Source organism: Vibrio sp. D3 (genome assembly GCF_043995865.1).
Lineage (GTDB): Bacteria > Pseudomonadota > Gammaproteobacteria > Enterobacterales > Vibrionaceae > Vibrio > Vibrio diabolicus.
Genome location: NZ_CP171886.1, coordinates 1,762,180 through 1,775,849, shown reverse-complemented (window position 1 = coordinate 1,775,849; position 13,670 = coordinate 1,762,180). Strand labels below are relative to the sequence as shown.

The 13,670-nt window shown below is 44.3% G+C and carries 13 protein-coding genes; 8 read left to right on the top strand and 5 right to left on the bottom strand.

The annotated features are described in order from the left end of the window. The first annotated feature begins 30 nt into the window (after window positions 1-30). Window positions 31-2,004 carry an acetoacetate--CoA ligase gene (locus ACHFJ9_RS07720; protein ID WP_395354575.1) on the top strand — a complete coding sequence of 658 codons (1,974 nt, stop codon included), beginning with the start codon at window positions 31-33 and terminating at the stop codon, window positions 2,002-2,004. A 154-nt stretch (window positions 2,005-2,158) separates the two neighbouring features. On the opposite strand, the gene ACHFJ9_RS07715 is transcribed toward ACHFJ9_RS07720, so the two are convergent. Further along, the gene (locus tag ACHFJ9_RS07715; protein ID WP_395354573.1) at window positions 2,159-2,734 is read right to left on the bottom strand and encodes a class I SAM-dependent DNA methyltransferase; all 576 of its coding nucleotides are present in this window, start codon (window positions 2,732-2,734) and stop codon (window positions 2,159-2,161) included. A gap of 171 nt (window positions 2,735-2,905) precedes the next feature. Between ACHFJ9_RS07715 and ACHFJ9_RS07710 the strand changes: the two genes are divergently transcribed. Both ACHFJ9_RS07710 and ACHFJ9_RS07705 read left to right on the top strand, forming a co-directional pair. Then, window positions 2,906-3,784 (top strand): LysR family transcriptional regulator, encoded by an 879-nt coding sequence (locus tag ACHFJ9_RS07710; protein ID WP_006742040.1) that lies wholly within the window; start codon window positions 2,906-2,908, stop codon window positions 3,782-3,784. Window positions 3,785-3,960: 176 nt separating this feature from the next. Further along, a complete protein-coding gene (locus ACHFJ9_RS07705; RefSeq protein ID WP_395354571.1) occupies window positions 3,961-4,857 on the top strand; it encodes a cation diffusion facilitator family transporter in 897 nt (298 codons plus the stop codon). 90 nt (window positions 4,858-4,947) lie between these two features. On the opposite strand, the gene yddG is transcribed toward ACHFJ9_RS07705, so the two are convergent. Next, window positions 4,948-5,850: an aromatic amino acid DMT transporter YddG gene (yddG, locus tag ACHFJ9_RS07700; protein WP_074189935.1), complete on the bottom strand. Its 903-nt coding sequence runs from the start codon at window positions 5,848-5,850 to the stop codon at window positions 4,948-4,950. 120 nt (window positions 5,851-5,970) lie between these two features. Between yddG and ACHFJ9_RS07695 the strand changes: the two genes are divergently transcribed. From ACHFJ9_RS07695 to ACHFJ9_RS07675, 5 genes are all read left to right on the top strand, one after another. After that, window positions 5,971-6,120 (top strand): hypothetical protein, encoded by a 150-nt coding sequence (locus tag ACHFJ9_RS07695; protein WP_395354568.1) that lies wholly within the window; start codon window positions 5,971-5,973, stop codon window positions 6,118-6,120. A gap of 12 nt (window positions 6,121-6,132) precedes the next feature. Next, entirely contained in the window at window positions 6,133-6,783 is a 651-nt protein-coding gene (gene elbB / locus ACHFJ9_RS07690; protein ID WP_395354566.1) for an isoprenoid biosynthesis glyoxalase ElbB, read from the top strand. A gap of 333 nt (window positions 6,784-7,116) precedes the next feature. Beyond that, window positions 7,117-8,265 (top strand): L-threonine dehydrogenase, encoded by a 1,149-nt coding sequence (gene yiaY, locus ACHFJ9_RS07685; RefSeq protein ID WP_395354564.1) that lies wholly within the window; start codon window positions 7,117-7,119, stop codon window positions 8,263-8,265. Window positions 8,266-8,403: 138 nt separating this feature from the next. Beyond that, entirely contained in the window at window positions 8,404-9,480 is a 1,077-nt protein-coding gene (locus tag ACHFJ9_RS07680) for a PQQ-dependent sugar dehydrogenase (RefSeq protein WP_395354562.1), read from the top strand. A 142-nt stretch (window positions 9,481-9,622) separates the two neighbouring features. Continuing rightward, on the top strand, window positions 9,623-10,243 hold the full coding sequence (locus tag ACHFJ9_RS07675; RefSeq protein ID WP_046873693.1) for an HAD family hydrolase: 621 nt from the start codon (window positions 9,623-9,625) through the stop codon (window positions 10,241-10,243). A 99-nt stretch (window positions 10,244-10,342) separates the two neighbouring features. On the opposite strand, the gene ACHFJ9_RS07670 is transcribed toward ACHFJ9_RS07675, so the two are convergent. From ACHFJ9_RS07670 to ACHFJ9_RS07660, 3 genes are all read right to left on the bottom strand, one after another. Next, the gene (locus ACHFJ9_RS07670) at window positions 10,343-10,822 is read right to left on the bottom strand and encodes a Dps family protein (protein WP_006742047.1); all 480 of its coding nucleotides are present in this window, start codon (window positions 10,820-10,822) and stop codon (window positions 10,343-10,345) included. Between the two features lie 300 nt (window positions 10,823-11,122). Beyond that, window positions 11,123-13,123 (bottom strand): methyl-accepting chemotaxis protein, encoded by a 2,001-nt coding sequence (locus ACHFJ9_RS07665; protein WP_395354559.1) that lies wholly within the window; start codon window positions 13,121-13,123, stop codon window positions 11,123-11,125. A 121-nt stretch (window positions 13,124-13,244) separates the two neighbouring features. Then, on the bottom strand, window positions 13,245-13,598 hold the full coding sequence (locus ACHFJ9_RS07660; protein ID WP_005375589.1) for a hypothetical protein: 354 nt from the start codon (window positions 13,596-13,598) through the stop codon (window positions 13,245-13,247). Window positions 13,599-13,670 lie beyond the last annotated feature (72 nt).

Sequence of the window (13,670 nt, the reverse complement as noted above, 5' to 3'; positions counted from 1 at the left end):
ATCTGTTACCACTTTGTTATAGAGGGACCTATGCGCGAGAGCAGCAAAGTATGGCAACCGAGCGAAAGTCGTATCGAAGAAGCCAACATCACACAGTTTATTGAACACATTAATCGACAAGGAAATACCATTGGAAACTTCGCCGATCTGCATCAATGGTCGCTCGATCATGTGGAAAAATTTTGGCAAGAAGTCTGGTTATTCTGCGACGTCATTGGTACTCAAGGAGAGACCGTAAAGGAGCAAGCAGAAAGTCGCTGGCAGCAACCCGTCGAAAATAGAGACATAAAATGGTTCCCAAGCGCACAAATTAACTACGCCGAAAACTTGCTAACCTACGCGTGTCACCAACCCGATGATCTCGCGATTTGGTTTGAAAATGAACGTGAAGAAAAGCAAACCTACACATGGAAACAATTGTGTGAAGAAGTTTCGAGTGTCCAGCAATGGTTGAAAGAATGTGGAATCAAGCAAGGTGATGTCGTCGCTGGCTATTTGCCTCACTTACCTCAAACGGTGATAGCCATGTTAGCAACCACCAGTTTAGGGGCAACCTGGACTTCTACCTCACCTGATTTTGGCGTTGAAAGCGTTTTAGAGCGCTTTGGTCAAGTGAAACCTAAAATCCTGTTTACTTGTGATGGCTATACATTCAATGGCAAAACTTTCGATATGTCTGAGAAAAACCAGCATATTGCGGATCATCTTGATGGTCTTAAACAGGTTTGCCAAATTAGCTACCTGAAACCACACATTTTTGAATGCGACGTCTGCACTCAAGATTGGCAAAACGTCCTGAATCAATACACACCCGAAGCGCTGACTTTTACTCGTGTTAATTTTAACGATCCGCTATTTGTACTCTATTCTTCAGGCACGACAGGCAAACCGAAATGCATCGTTCATTCCGTCGGCGGAACAGTGCTTAACCATTTGAAAGAGCACCAACTGCATTGCGACATCCAACCTAACGACAGAGTGTTTTATTACACGACCTGCGGCTGGATGATGTGGAACTGGCACGTTTCTTCACTCGCGAGCGGCGCATGTTTAGTAATTTTTGATGGTAGCCCTGTTTATCCCGCTCATAACGTGCTTTGGGACCTCGCTGAACAAGCCGAAGTGACGCTGTTTGGAACTTCGGCGAAATACCTAGAGGCATTGGAAAAAGTTTCTTTTTCTCCGCCGAAAAGTGATGCATTTCCAAGTCTGAAAACCATTTGCTCAACGGGCTCAGTTCTGTATCCAGAACAGTTTGATTATGTCTATCAGCACATTAAAGAAGATGTCCACCTCGCATCGATCTCAGGCGGGACAGACATTTGTGGCTGCTTTGTGTTAGGCAACCCTATTTCTCCCGTTTATCGAGGAGAGTGCCAATCAGCGGGATTAGGGGTCGATGTCAGAGTCTTTAACCCGCAGGGTAATAGCGTAATCGGAGAGCGCGGTGAGTTGGTTTGTGCCAATTCATTGCCCAACTTCCCCGCTGGCTTTTGGAACGACACCGGGGAGAGATATCATCGTGCTTATTGGGATAAGTTCGACAATATTTGGCACCACGGCGACGATGTTGAACAAACCAGCGTTGGTGGATACGTGTTTTATGGTCGAAGTGATACCACGTTGAATCCCGGTGGCGTAAGAATCGGCACGGCCGAAATCTATCAGCAAGTGAACAGTATAGACGGTATTCTAGATTCCATCGCAGTAGGAAAAGAAGTCGATCGCAACGAACAAATATGGCTGTTTGTCCAATTAATGAAAGGGATAGAGCTCAACGACGAGATGATCGCCTCCATCAAAGCACAGCTAAAATCTGCATGTTCTCCAAGACATGTACCTAGTGCGATTTACGCAATAAGCGATATTCCTAAGACCCGTTCCGGAAAACTGGTTGAGTTAGCCGTTAAGCAAGTCGTTAACAATCGGAGCGTAGAAAATTTAGGCGCAATAGCCAATCCTGAAGTGTTGGAGGAGATCCGCAGGATAGTCGCCCAAAAATAACCTCAGAACACTTGATTGTTAGAGAACCACTTTGCTTGCGTCCGCAGCGATAGGTGAAGAACAAGTGAGGTTAACTTGGGTACATACCCTCAACCGATAAGAAAAAAGCGAGCTAGGTAGCTCGCTTTTATCATGTGGTGTTCTTTATTCAGTATTAACGGCGACCAAGCCCCATTAATACCGGCATTGTTTTACCGTCAGATGTAATGTCAAAAACGTGTTGCGATTCAACTTCAGTAAAACCTGCATCTTTCAAAGCGCGTTCAGACTTCGCCAGGGTAAAACCGTCTTGTTCAGATTCTGCAATCCAATCAAAATGAACAAAGTAACCGCCGTGGTTAAGTAAAGAATGCGAGATTTTTAATGACGCGTCTATGTCTTCCACAAACGCTAAAACTGACGATGCAACTACTAGGTCAAACTGTCCACGAAACGCTGGATGCTGAGCGACCAAGCCGCGAGACAATGCATCTACGACAGGTTCTACATTGGCAAGCTCTTTTTTATCGAGTTCTTCAATCATGGCTTCCGATGCGTCTAATGCTACGATGTCTTTAACCATCGGTGACAATCGTTGACTTAACTGCCCTGTTCCGCATCCAAAATCTAGTACTTTAATGCCATCAAGCTGAGTTAGCTGTTGTAACTGCTCAAACACCGACTGCGCAAATTGCTCTGTTGCTGGATTTGATTCCCAGTTTTTTGCTAAGCCGTCCCAATCTTGTGCCATCGTGGCCTCCATGTTCACTTTTTGTAACCCACATAGATTACCGCAAAACCGTTAAAAGACCATAGACTTATCTGGCGGATTCGCGTTTTTTTCGATAATCTTTCACGGCTTTGGGAGCATATCTGCATAATACCCAAATTATTTGAATTCATTTATTGGTTGTGTCAAATCATGAACTTAACTCAAGTAGAAGCCTTCTGCACCATCGCTGAGTGTGGTTCTGTTTCTGAAGCAGCAAGGCAACTCGATTGTAATCGCACCAAACTCAGTATGTCGATTAAGGCTTTAGAGAAAGATCTCAACGTTGAGTTGTTTACCCGAACTGGCAACCAGCTCACTCTCTCTGAAGCTGGGAAAGCCATTTACAAAGATTGCGAACACCTACTTATCATCGCACAGCGGATAAGAAAAACCTGTGCTCAAATCTCAGAAGGTTTTAACGCGGAAGTTTGGGTTGCACGTGACGACTCCTTACCTGATGATCTCTGGCAGGAGCTTTCTCATACACTGAATAACCGCTTCCCTTCCACAACCTTCAACTTAATCTTGGCATCCAGTGGCGACTTAGCCAACTTAGTCAGTACCCACCAAGTGGATTTTGCCTTTGGTGTTGATTATGAGCGCGTCGACGATCCTCGTATCGTGTATAACCCGCTAGGCAAGATACGTATGATGTCAGTATGCAGTGCAGAACATCGCCTAAGTAAGATGCGCCGAGTCTCAGACGAAGATCTGCGCAGCCAGATGCAAGCGTTGATGGTGTACCTAAATGAGAAAGACAACCCTGAACTGCAGCCTTTCTCGACTCGATACATTGGCTTTTCGAGTTTTGACTACATGCTTAACACCATCTTAGAAGAAGACGCTTGGGGTGTACTGCCAGAACCATTAATCCGCCATTACCTTCGCCAGCAAAAGCTCGCCGTTATCAAGCATACATACGGATTGACACAAGAAGACTACTGTATGTTTTCACCTAACGGTCAAACTGAGCACCCAGCAATGACATGGTTAGCGGATAAATTGAGCGAGTATTTATTTGACTTCTAAACATTTTATCAGTGAGCGCCAATTTTATTGGCACCAAAATCATGCAGCAAGTCATTGTTTTATAAGAGTATAAACAAAAACGCAACTTTTTAGATTAGAACCTGCTCACTTAGTGGTTGCCTAAATTACCTTATGCGAGAAGAATAGTAAGGTATTAAAATTTAAAGGCATCTTTTATGTGTGACAGGACAAGCAAAAACGAAAACCGTATTCTAACCATTTCAGCCCTTTTAGCATCTGGGTTCGCTGCTGGTGGTATGGTACTTGGCTTGCTTGTAGGATCAATTGTCATCGTTTTTGACGGTGTTTACTCTTTGGTCAGCTTACTGTTAACTTTATTGTCACTGGCCGCTTCCTACTATATTAACAAGCCCTCAAAATCTGTATTCCCATTTGGAAAAGCGGTCTTAGAGCCAATCGTTATTGCGATAAAAGCGGCTGTTATTTTAGTGGTTGTAAGCTTTTCTCTTTACTCTGCAATTTCAGCATTGATGTCCGGAGGCCGTGAAGTCGATGCTTCTATTGCCACTCTATTCGGCATCGTAAACGTCATCGGTTGTGGTTACGCTTGGTGGTTTATGGCTAAACGCAGCCGTCGCTTCTCATCAGGCTTGATTGAAGCAGAGAAAAAACAGTGGCAGATGGATACGCTATTAAGTGTAGCGGTGACGGTAGGATTTGTTGCTGCTTGGGTTGTATCACTAACGCCATTCGCTGAATATGGGGTTTATGCCGATCCTATGATGATGGTGCTAATGGGCTTCTACTTTCTGAAAGTTCCTTTTGATATGTTGGTTGGTGCACTACGTGAGCTATTAATGATGACACCAAGCAAAGAGCTATGTCAGGTCGTTGGCAATGATGTACTAGAGATAGAAAAAACATCTGACCACCAGCTAAAGTTAGCGGGTATCACTAAAGTGGGCCAAGAGCTTCGCATTAACATCGATTTACACGTCGATGACGACACCATTGCATTGGATAAGTTGGAACAAACTCGTACTCAGCTAACGAAACGTCTGTCGAAACACAGATTTAAACTGCAACTCCATTTAAACGTCGCAAACTGTTAGAGCACGAAAGAAAAAGCTCCCGACCGAGGGAGCTTTTTTCTTTCTGTCATTTGAGCATACAGCGCAAAGATAAAACCAGATAATTTTGGTTTAACCTGCTGCTTCACGCTTCTCCTTGGTGACTACCCAACAAAGCAAAGAGCCCACCGTAACCATCACAACCCCCTGCCAAAAACTCGGACTCAACGTCACACCAAGAATAATGGAAGAAAATAGCGCAGAGAAAATGGGCGTAAAGTAAGAAAGTGTCGCAAGAAAGACCATGTTTCCGCCAACAATCGCGATGTTCCATAAACCATAACCACCAGCCATCAACGCCGCAGAAGCAAAAAGGTAGCCCATTGCTTCCAATGAAAAAGTCATCTCTGGCTCATCAGCAAACGCATATTTCACCCATAACGAAACAGCAGTAGCAATGAAAAACAACGTAATCGCGTTATGTTTGGATTGCTGCCTCTGGGTTAAATTACAATAAAAAGCCCATATAACTGCTCCTGCGAAAGCCATAAAGTAAACCAAAGGGTTACTACTGACATTGGACATAATCTGAGTAACGGATAAGCCATTCTCACCACTCACCGTCCACGCGACTCCGATAAACGCCAGCGCAACCGCTGGATAAAGCAGCCAGTTTGTTTTTTTGTTACTGCCTAAAACCGCAAACAAAACGGTGAGTGCTGGCCAAAGGTAATTGACAATCGACACCTCAATAGCCTGCGCACGCGAGTTGGAATATCCCAGAGATAAAGCGAGAAATATTTCATAACAAACGAACATCGCGCCACCAAGCACGAGATATTTTGGAGAAAAATACGATAACTTCGGAATGCCAACTACGATAAGAAGGAAAATAGAACTGAGAGAGTACAACATGGCCGCCCCGCCCACGGGACCTAAGCTCTCCGTAACCAACCTGGCAATGCCAAGTAAGCAACTCCAAGAGAGGATGGCGATACAACCATAAAGTGTGAAACGAAATTGCACTGATTTCATGTGACCTACCACTCACGAATGCCAAAGGAAACATCAGCTTAACTCAAAAATGATCAGGTTCAACGTACTGTTTTATAAAAATCAGTATAAAAATCACTCCATTACGCAGTTGGAGTCGATATGAAACATTTTCTGCCCTCGAGTGTTATGCTTACACCTTTTGTTGTGCGCTACTATGATGAAGAAGACGACGATAGCGAAATCGCCGAAACTGATTCGAGCACTCAGCATCTAAAAGAAACAGAGCAACAAACGGAAATCTCAGACTAAAGGAATTCTCAAATGAAAAAAGTCGCAGTTATCTTCAGTGGTTCAGGTGTTTACGATGGCACAGAACTGCATGAAGCCGTATTAGCACTCCATGCCATTGAAAAAGAAGGCGCATCATGGCATTGCTTTGCTCCTAACATCGATCAATTACACGTGATTAATCATCTAACTGGCGAAGAGATGGACGAAACACGAAATGTGTTGGTGGAATCTGCACGCCTTGCACGTGGCAATATTGATGATGTTGCAGGATTAAACCCAGATGAGTTTGATGCTCTACTATTACCTGGCGGTTTTGGTGCCGCTAAAAATCTCACTGACTTCGCAGTATCAGGGGCTGAGTGCTCGATTAATACACACGTAGCTCAAGCATGTCGCGCATTCGCTCATGCGAAAAAGCCAGCAGGTTATCTGTGTATTTCACCTGTCATTATTCCGATGATTTATGAGCATGGCGTGAAAGGCACCGTAGGCAACGATGAAGCGATCTCGATAGCATTTAATCAAATGGGCGGCGAGCACATCACTTGCTCTGTCGAGGATATCGTTTTTGATGAAACACACCTCGTTCTATCAACCCCTGCTTATATGTTGGCAGAGAATATCTCTCAAGCGGCATCAGGTATCGAAAAGTTAGTATCAAAGCTGATTGAAATTGCCTAATTATTGATAGATAACTTATAAACCTACCTCTCACCCCCATTGATAGTTAAGTTATTAATGGGGATTTTTTATACTTTAGTCTAATTTAGAGATATATCCGTATTAGATATCAATTTTTACCAATCGATTGCGTCACTGGTTTCATATTTGTTCTACTTTATATCTGTGTTGCACCTATACGCTGTGCAACAAGATCACTGTCACAGTTTTTCTCTTGCAAATACCTCTAAATAGGTAAACTTGCTTCAGATCAACTTCAATCTGGAAACGAGTGTGCGACAGTAAATGGCAAATTAAGAAAGATTATTAAAAATAACGACGGAGCTATCCAATATGACAAGTGCATTTTTTATCCCTACGGTAAACCTAATGGGCGCTGGTTGTTTAAAAGACGCAGCAGACAGCATCCAATCTCAAGGCTTTAAAAAAGGTTTGATCGTTACGGATAAGATCCTTAACCAAATCGGTGTAGTCAAACAAGTTCAAGACCTTCTCACTGAACGCGACGTAGCAACCGTTGTGTACGATGGCACTCAACCAAACCCTACTATCACCAACGTTAATAATGGCTTAGCTTTATTAAAAGAAAACGAATGTGACTTCGTTATCTCACTCGGAGGCGGCTCACCGCACGATTGTGCTAAAGGTATCGCTTTAGTGGCGTCAAACGGCGGCAAGATCGGCGATTACGAAGGCGTTGACCAATCCGCAAAACCAATGCTGCCTCTCGTATCAATTAACACAACGGCTGGTACTGCTTCTGAAATGACGCGTTTCTGCATCATCACAGATGAAGAGCGCCACATTAAGATGGCGATTGTGGACAAACACACAACACCATTGATGTCAGTGAATGATCCTGAATTGATGCTTGCTAAACCTGCGTCTCTTACTGCCGCAACAGGTATGGATGCGCTAACACACGCAATCGAAGCTTACGTATCTATCGCTGCGACACCAATCACTGACGCGGTAGCAATCAAAGCAATTGAACTGATTCAAGCTCACCTTCGCACAGCAGTGAAAAACGGTGAAAACCTTGAAGCTCGCGAGCAAATGGCATACGCACAGTTCATGGCAGGTATGGCATTCAACAACGCATCTCTTGGTTACGTTCACGCAATGGCGCACCAACTAGGCGGCTTCTACGACCTGCCACACGGTGTATGTAACGCAATTCTTCTACCTCACGTACAACGTTACAATGCGCAAGTATGTCCAGAGCGTTTACGTGACGTTGCTAAAGCAATGGGTGTTGATGTTGAAGGTATGTCAGCAGAGCAAGGTGCTGCGGCGGCCATTGATGCTATCGTTGAGCTCGCTAAAGATGTCGGCATCCCATCAGGCATTAAAGAACTTGGTGCGAAGCTAGAAGACATCCCAACCCTAGCGGACAACGCGCTAAAAGACGCTTGTGGTTTCACTAACCCGAAACAAGCAACGCACGAAGAGATCTCTAAGATCTTCGAAGAAGCGATGTAGGCTCGCTAAGTAAACAATTCTCTAGTCTTAATTCAATCCCCAATCTCGTATTGGGGATTTTTTATGTTCGCATACCCTGCCAAACGTCCTCTTTTAGTGTTAGATTTTAAGTATCTTGGATTCATATTGGAAGGAACCATGAGAACGATCACTGCAACCCTACTCGCTTGCCTAGCTTTTTCTATCTATGCTGCGGAATATCGTGCTAATGAGGTTGCCAATGGGTTTCAAATCCCATGGGGAATTGAATTTCTCGATAAGCAACAAATGATCGTGAATGAAAAAAACGGCACCGTTTCATTACTTAATATTGCTTCGGGAAAACAGCAAACCCTCTTCAAAGTACCAAATGTGAATACCAGTGGGCAAGCTGGTTTATTAGATGTAGCTCTAGTCCCGAATACCGCTCCACAAAATCCACAGCTTTTCTTTACTTACAGCAAACGTATCGATAAAGGAAATACTGTAGCCTTAGCGACCGCACAATTGAAAAACAATCAACTTGTGGGTTGGAAAGACGTCTTTGTCGCCGACGCCATCACGGACACCAGCCGTCATTACGGCAGCCGTATTGCGTTTGTCGATGACAAGGTTTACTTCTCAATTGGGGACCGTGGCGAACGTGATAATGGGCAAGACACTCAAACCCATGCAGGCACTATTCTTCGCCTCAACCTTGATGGCTCGGTACCACAAGATAATCCATTCAAGACTTCTGAGGCTCGCCCTGAAATATGGAGTTACGGGCACCGTAACCCACAAGGCATGTTTTACGACGAAGCAACAAAACTACTTTGGTCGATTGAGCATGGCCCTCGTGGTGGTGATGAAATCAACCTGATTAGGAAAGGTGCAAACTACGGCTGGGCAAAAGTCTCGCAGGGTAAAGAGTATTGGGGACCGTTAGACGTTGGAGAAGCGAAAAGCTTACCGAATATGGAAGACCCAAAGTTGGTTTATATTCCGTCTATCGCGCCAAGCAATATGGTGGTGTATCGTGGTGATAAGTACCCAGAGTTGGATGGAAAAATCCTCGCCGGTGCCTTGAAGCTGGCGCACATAAACGTGGTTTCTATTGAGAATGGCAAGCTCACCGAATCAAAAAGATTGATGGAGAATCTTGGCGAGCGAGTCAGAGATATCACCATCAGTCCGGATGGCTATGTCTATTTTTCAACAGATACAGGCAAAATTTTCCGTCTTGAAGAGAAGTAATCAAACACCAACATTATTGAGACTATTTAATTTGTGACGTATCAGTGATTTATTTTCGTACAAGTAACACGTTTGAATATAAAATTAACAATAACCTTTTGTTTTTAGAAAGATAGCTTGGTTTAAGTCGTACGAGGTCATCATGGTTCCTTTTCCATTAAAACTTGAAAGAGTCAAAGCCGTTATTTTCGACTTAGACAATACGCTCGTCAGCTCCGATATGAACTTCAAAGATCTTCGTCAGCAACTAGGCTGTCCACAAAACGAAGATTTATTGGATTTTGTTGATAAGCTTGACCATCCACATCAGAGAGAGCATGCCCACAATGTTATCTTTGATCATGAAATTTCTGATGCTGAGCAATCATCTCCGATGCTGGGTTGCCACGAGCTTTTGGCATACTTACATCAGCATAAAGTTAAAACCGCGATAGTAACGCGCAACTGTTTGATCGCTACGCAGCGTAAGTTGGAACATAACCGAATTGATGTTGAACATGTCCTCACTCGTGAATGCTACCCAGCAAAACCTGATCCTTTATCGCTCCAAGTCCTAGCCAAAGAGTGGCGATTAATGCCAGATGAAGTACTTTATGTGGGCGATTTCCTTTATGACCTACAAGCCGCATACAACGCCCAAATGCCATCCTGTCTTGTTCACCACAATACGACTGCACAATTCCACGACTCCGCCTCTCTTGCTGTAACAGAACTGACCGATTTACTCGAACATTTTCAGTCTTTTAAGCACATTCACGACTAACTAGGCACTTTCATAAACAAAAGGAGCACTCGCGTGCTCCTTTGACTTATTCCCGATTTATTTATGCGCCCCCAAGTGAGTGCTCGGGTGATGCGTCGCTTAGCCTTGTAGGTAAGCGTTAAGCATCCACATTAATTTTTCTTGCTCACGGATGTAGTCACCCATCAATGCCGCGGTACCTTCGTCGCCTGCTTCACCCGCGTTTTGTAGAATCTCACGCTGTTTTAGAAGTAGAACGCTAAAGCCTTGAACCAGACCTTGTATACACTCCTCACCAGAAGTCGCGTTTTGATGTTCTTTAATTTCACTTGCTTCCAAGTAGTTGCTGAATGCGTGCGCTGGCGTATGACCCAAAGTTAGAATACGCTCTGCAAGCTCATCGATTTTTGTTTGCAGATCAGTGTAGATCTCTTCAAATTTTACGTGCAGTTCGAAGAATTGCGCACCTTTAATGTTCCAGTGGTAACCGCGAGAGTTCATGTACAACACTTGGTAATGCGCTAGCAGTTGATTTAGCTGTTGAGCTAGTTGTGCTGATTGTTCGCTGTCTAGACCAATTAGGCTTACTTGTTTGTTCATAATCTTGCTCCTAGAAGGATGATACCAATCGTAGTAACGAACGATTCTCTTACCGGGATTGGTATAAAATTTAAAAATTCTTTTGCAGTATTTGCTGCCGATGGAGTCATATTACGACTCCGGCTCGGTGAAGAAAATTTGGTTTTAGCTATGATTTAAATAGCTAAATCCAATGAGCAAGTAGACGAATATCGGCGTATCATCCAACAAAAAGCCCCAACCCTTTTTGTGTAAAAAGGATTGGGGCTTTTTTACTATTTGGTTAACGTTCAAAAGTCGATGAACAAATGTAAACCTTATCTACGCCGTTTTGAAAGTTGCCATCTGTTGATTCAGCTCAGTAACTTGCTCTTTTACTTGCAATGACGTCTCTGATGCACGTTGGCTGTTATTCGAAACCTCATCCACTAATTGAGTAATATCGGACATCAATCCAGTGATCGAACTAGTCGCATGAGATTGCTGCTCTGCCGCTGCCGCAAGTTCTGCCATTTGTTCATTCAAAGAGCCAATTTGCTCAGTAGTAACAAGCAAACGAGTTACCGCTTTTTCAATGTGCTCCGCGCCCTGCTCCGCAAGTGATTGGCTGTGTTCAATTTCCTCAACTACCGAATTAGTCGAGCGTTGAATCGCATTAATTATGCCGTTGATTTCTGTCGTCGACTGAGTAGTGCGAGTCGCCAACATACGCACTTCGTCCGCCACAACCGCAAAGCCTCGCCCTTGATCACCCGCACGCGCTGCTTCTATTGCCGCATTCAATGCCAGTAAGTTGGTTTGCTCTGCCAAGCCTTCAATCACCTCTGTAACTCGACCAATGGCTTCGCTCTCTTTGCTTAACTGCGTCACTTGCGTGCTCGCGGTTTCAATGCTGCCATGTAAGCTTTCCATGGTGACTTTGTTTTGCTCTAGTGCATCGCGACCTTGCTCAATCTCGCCTTTTGAATCAGAAAGCTTCTGCACCGATTGATTGGCTTGATCTAGGGTGTTACGCGCGGCTAAAGCGATTTCATCCAATTGGCTTCCCATTTCAACAATGCTGGTCTGTTGCTGTTCAACATTCGATGAAGTGACTTGCGCCGATTCCAATAAAGCCCCCATGCTGGTATCCACTTGGTGCGCTTTCTCACTCACCCCTGCCACGATGCTCGCTAACGATTGGTTCATGCGGTTAATCGAATCGGTAAGGTCTGCCAATTCATCTTTCCCAACAACGGTGAGCGGAGGCTGAGAAACGTCCCCTGAAGCGATCGTCTTTGCACGCTCCGATAAGTTTTTCACTCGACGACCAATGGTATTGCCCATGTATTTTGAAATCGCTACAGCGGCAAACAAAACCAATGCCGCAGCAATCAACATAGTGGTGAGTACGTTCTTGATCGACTGATTAATACCCTGTCCACTTTGATCAGCTCGACTTTGCTGAGCCAATACGATCGTTTCTAAACTTTGGTCTAGGGCATCCGCTGCTGGTAACAGTTCGTTCGCCATCAGCAAGTTTGATTCGTTCCACTCTGGCGATTGACGCAATGCAATTACCTGCTCTGCTAAAGGAAAGTACAGTTGCTGCATTTCTTTAAACAGTGACCACAGTGATTGGTCGTTATCGGTCAGTCTGTCGAGTTTGCTGTCGATTTCCGCTACAGACTGATTATGGTACTTAATCAAGTCGTGGTATTTGTCTAGGTGATCTTGCTGCCCGTACAACAGGAAATCTCGCAGAGCAGACAGTGCATTGGCGAGCGAGGTATAGCTATCCGCGTAAACTTTAAACAGACGCTTTCTGTCTCCACCAAATGGGTTTCCTGACTCTTCATTGATTAAGCTTTGAAGCTGGTCAAGTGCCACTTCTGCAATGGGTGCCGCTTCGTTAATAAAGAGGTTGTGCGCGGGTAAGTTCTCATCACTGTGGCTAAGTTCAATCAGCTTGTTCAAAGAGACTTTGACTGCATCCCACTGACTTTGAATCGCTTGAAAATCCTGTTCAGAAATCAAAGCCTGCAACGTTGGAAGCGACTCGTCTGTAGATACCATGATATTGCGTACGTCCTCACTCAGACGGGCGCTCGCCTCTTCATCGCCACCTAGCAACATGTAGGCTCGAATAGAAGACAGCGACGCTTGAACGGACTGTTGGATACCGCGACTGGTGTCGACGGTCGGTAAATCGGATTTAAGTAGCGAAGAGGCGTATTGCTCTACGGTGGTGACGTTGCGATACGTGAATACCGCTGATGCCATAAAAAGTACGGCTAGCAGCACAAAACTGAGCTGCAACTTCCCTGATATCGTAAGGTTCATCCATAAACTCCTGACAACGATGAGCCTTAAATATAACGATGTTTACAAAAATGTTAAATACAGGTATCAAAAGTTACTAAGAAAACCATGTAAACGACTATTTCAAGCTAAGAAATGGGACTTATTCGAAGTATGGTATGCGCTCACTACGTAAAATCAGATAATTAACGTAAGTGGTTTCTAAGCAGTCTTGCTCCCACAACGAAAGAATCCGCTTGGTGGCGAAGTAGTAATCTTTGTTACGCAGTAGCACGCCCACCGTACGGCTGAGCTGCTCAAAGCGCTGCTGCTCATTAGCAGAAATGTAATTGTCTTCATTCTGAATGATGGGCGCCAATCCATCGGCAAACCAATTGTTCAGAATTTCACGCATCTCTAGTTCTGACTCCGGCACATCGATACTCGACAACTCACGATGCTGTGGTGGTGGCACTATGTACTTCGATGCTTTAGGCGAACTGACATAACGGTACATGTCGCTCCTCCTTATAATTCACTCTTTAATTAGCTAAGAATACTTTTTTCAATTTCCAAGTTTTTTTCTACA

Excerpts from the sequence above, each read along its gene's own strand:
- ACHFJ9_RS07705 (WP_395354571.1), top strand. The coding sequence starts at position 3,961 with ATGTGTGACAGGACAAGCAAAAACGAAAACCGTATTCTAACCATTTCA.
- ACHFJ9_RS07710 (WP_006742040.1), top strand. The coding sequence starts at position 2,906 with ATGAACTTAACTCAAGTAGAAGCCTTCTGCACCATCGCTGAGTGTGGT.
- ACHFJ9_RS07720 (WP_395354575.1), top strand. The coding sequence starts at position 31 with ATGCGCGAGAGCAGCAAAGTATGGCAACCGAGCGAAAGTCGTATCGAA.
- ACHFJ9_RS07660 (WP_005375589.1), bottom strand. The coding sequence starts at position 13,598 with ATGTACCGTTATGTCAGTTCGCCTAAAGCATCGAAGTACATAGTGCCA.
- ACHFJ9_RS07715 (WP_395354573.1), bottom strand. The coding sequence starts at position 2,734 with ATGGCACAAGATTGGGACGGCTTAGCAAAAAACTGGGAATCAAATCCA.
- ACHFJ9_RS07665 (WP_395354559.1), bottom strand. The coding sequence starts at position 13,123 with ATGAACCTTACGATATCAGGGAAGTTGCAGCTCAGTTTTGTGCTGCTA.
- yiaY (WP_395354564.1), top strand. The coding sequence starts at position 7,117 with ATGACAAGTGCATTTTTTATCCCTACGGTAAACCTAATGGGCGCTGGT.
- ACHFJ9_RS07680 (WP_395354562.1), top strand. The coding sequence starts at position 8,404 with ATGAGAACGATCACTGCAACCCTACTCGCTTGCCTAGCTTTTTCTATC.
- elbB (WP_395354566.1), top strand. The coding sequence starts at position 6,133 with ATGAAAAAAGTCGCAGTTATCTTCAGTGGTTCAGGTGTTTACGATGGC.
- ACHFJ9_RS07695 (WP_395354568.1), top strand. The coding sequence starts at position 5,971 with ATGAAACATTTTCTGCCCTCGAGTGTTATGCTTACACCTTTTGTTGTG.
- ACHFJ9_RS07675 (WP_046873693.1), top strand. The coding sequence starts at position 9,623 with ATGGTTCCTTTTCCATTAAAACTTGAAAGAGTCAAAGCCGTTATTTTC.
- yddG (WP_074189935.1), bottom strand. The coding sequence starts at position 5,850 with ATGAAATCAGTGCAATTTCGTTTCACACTTTATGGTTGTATCGCCATC.
- ACHFJ9_RS07670 (WP_006742047.1), bottom strand. The coding sequence starts at position 10,822 with ATGAACAAACAAGTAAGCCTAATTGGTCTAGACAGCGAACAATCAGCA.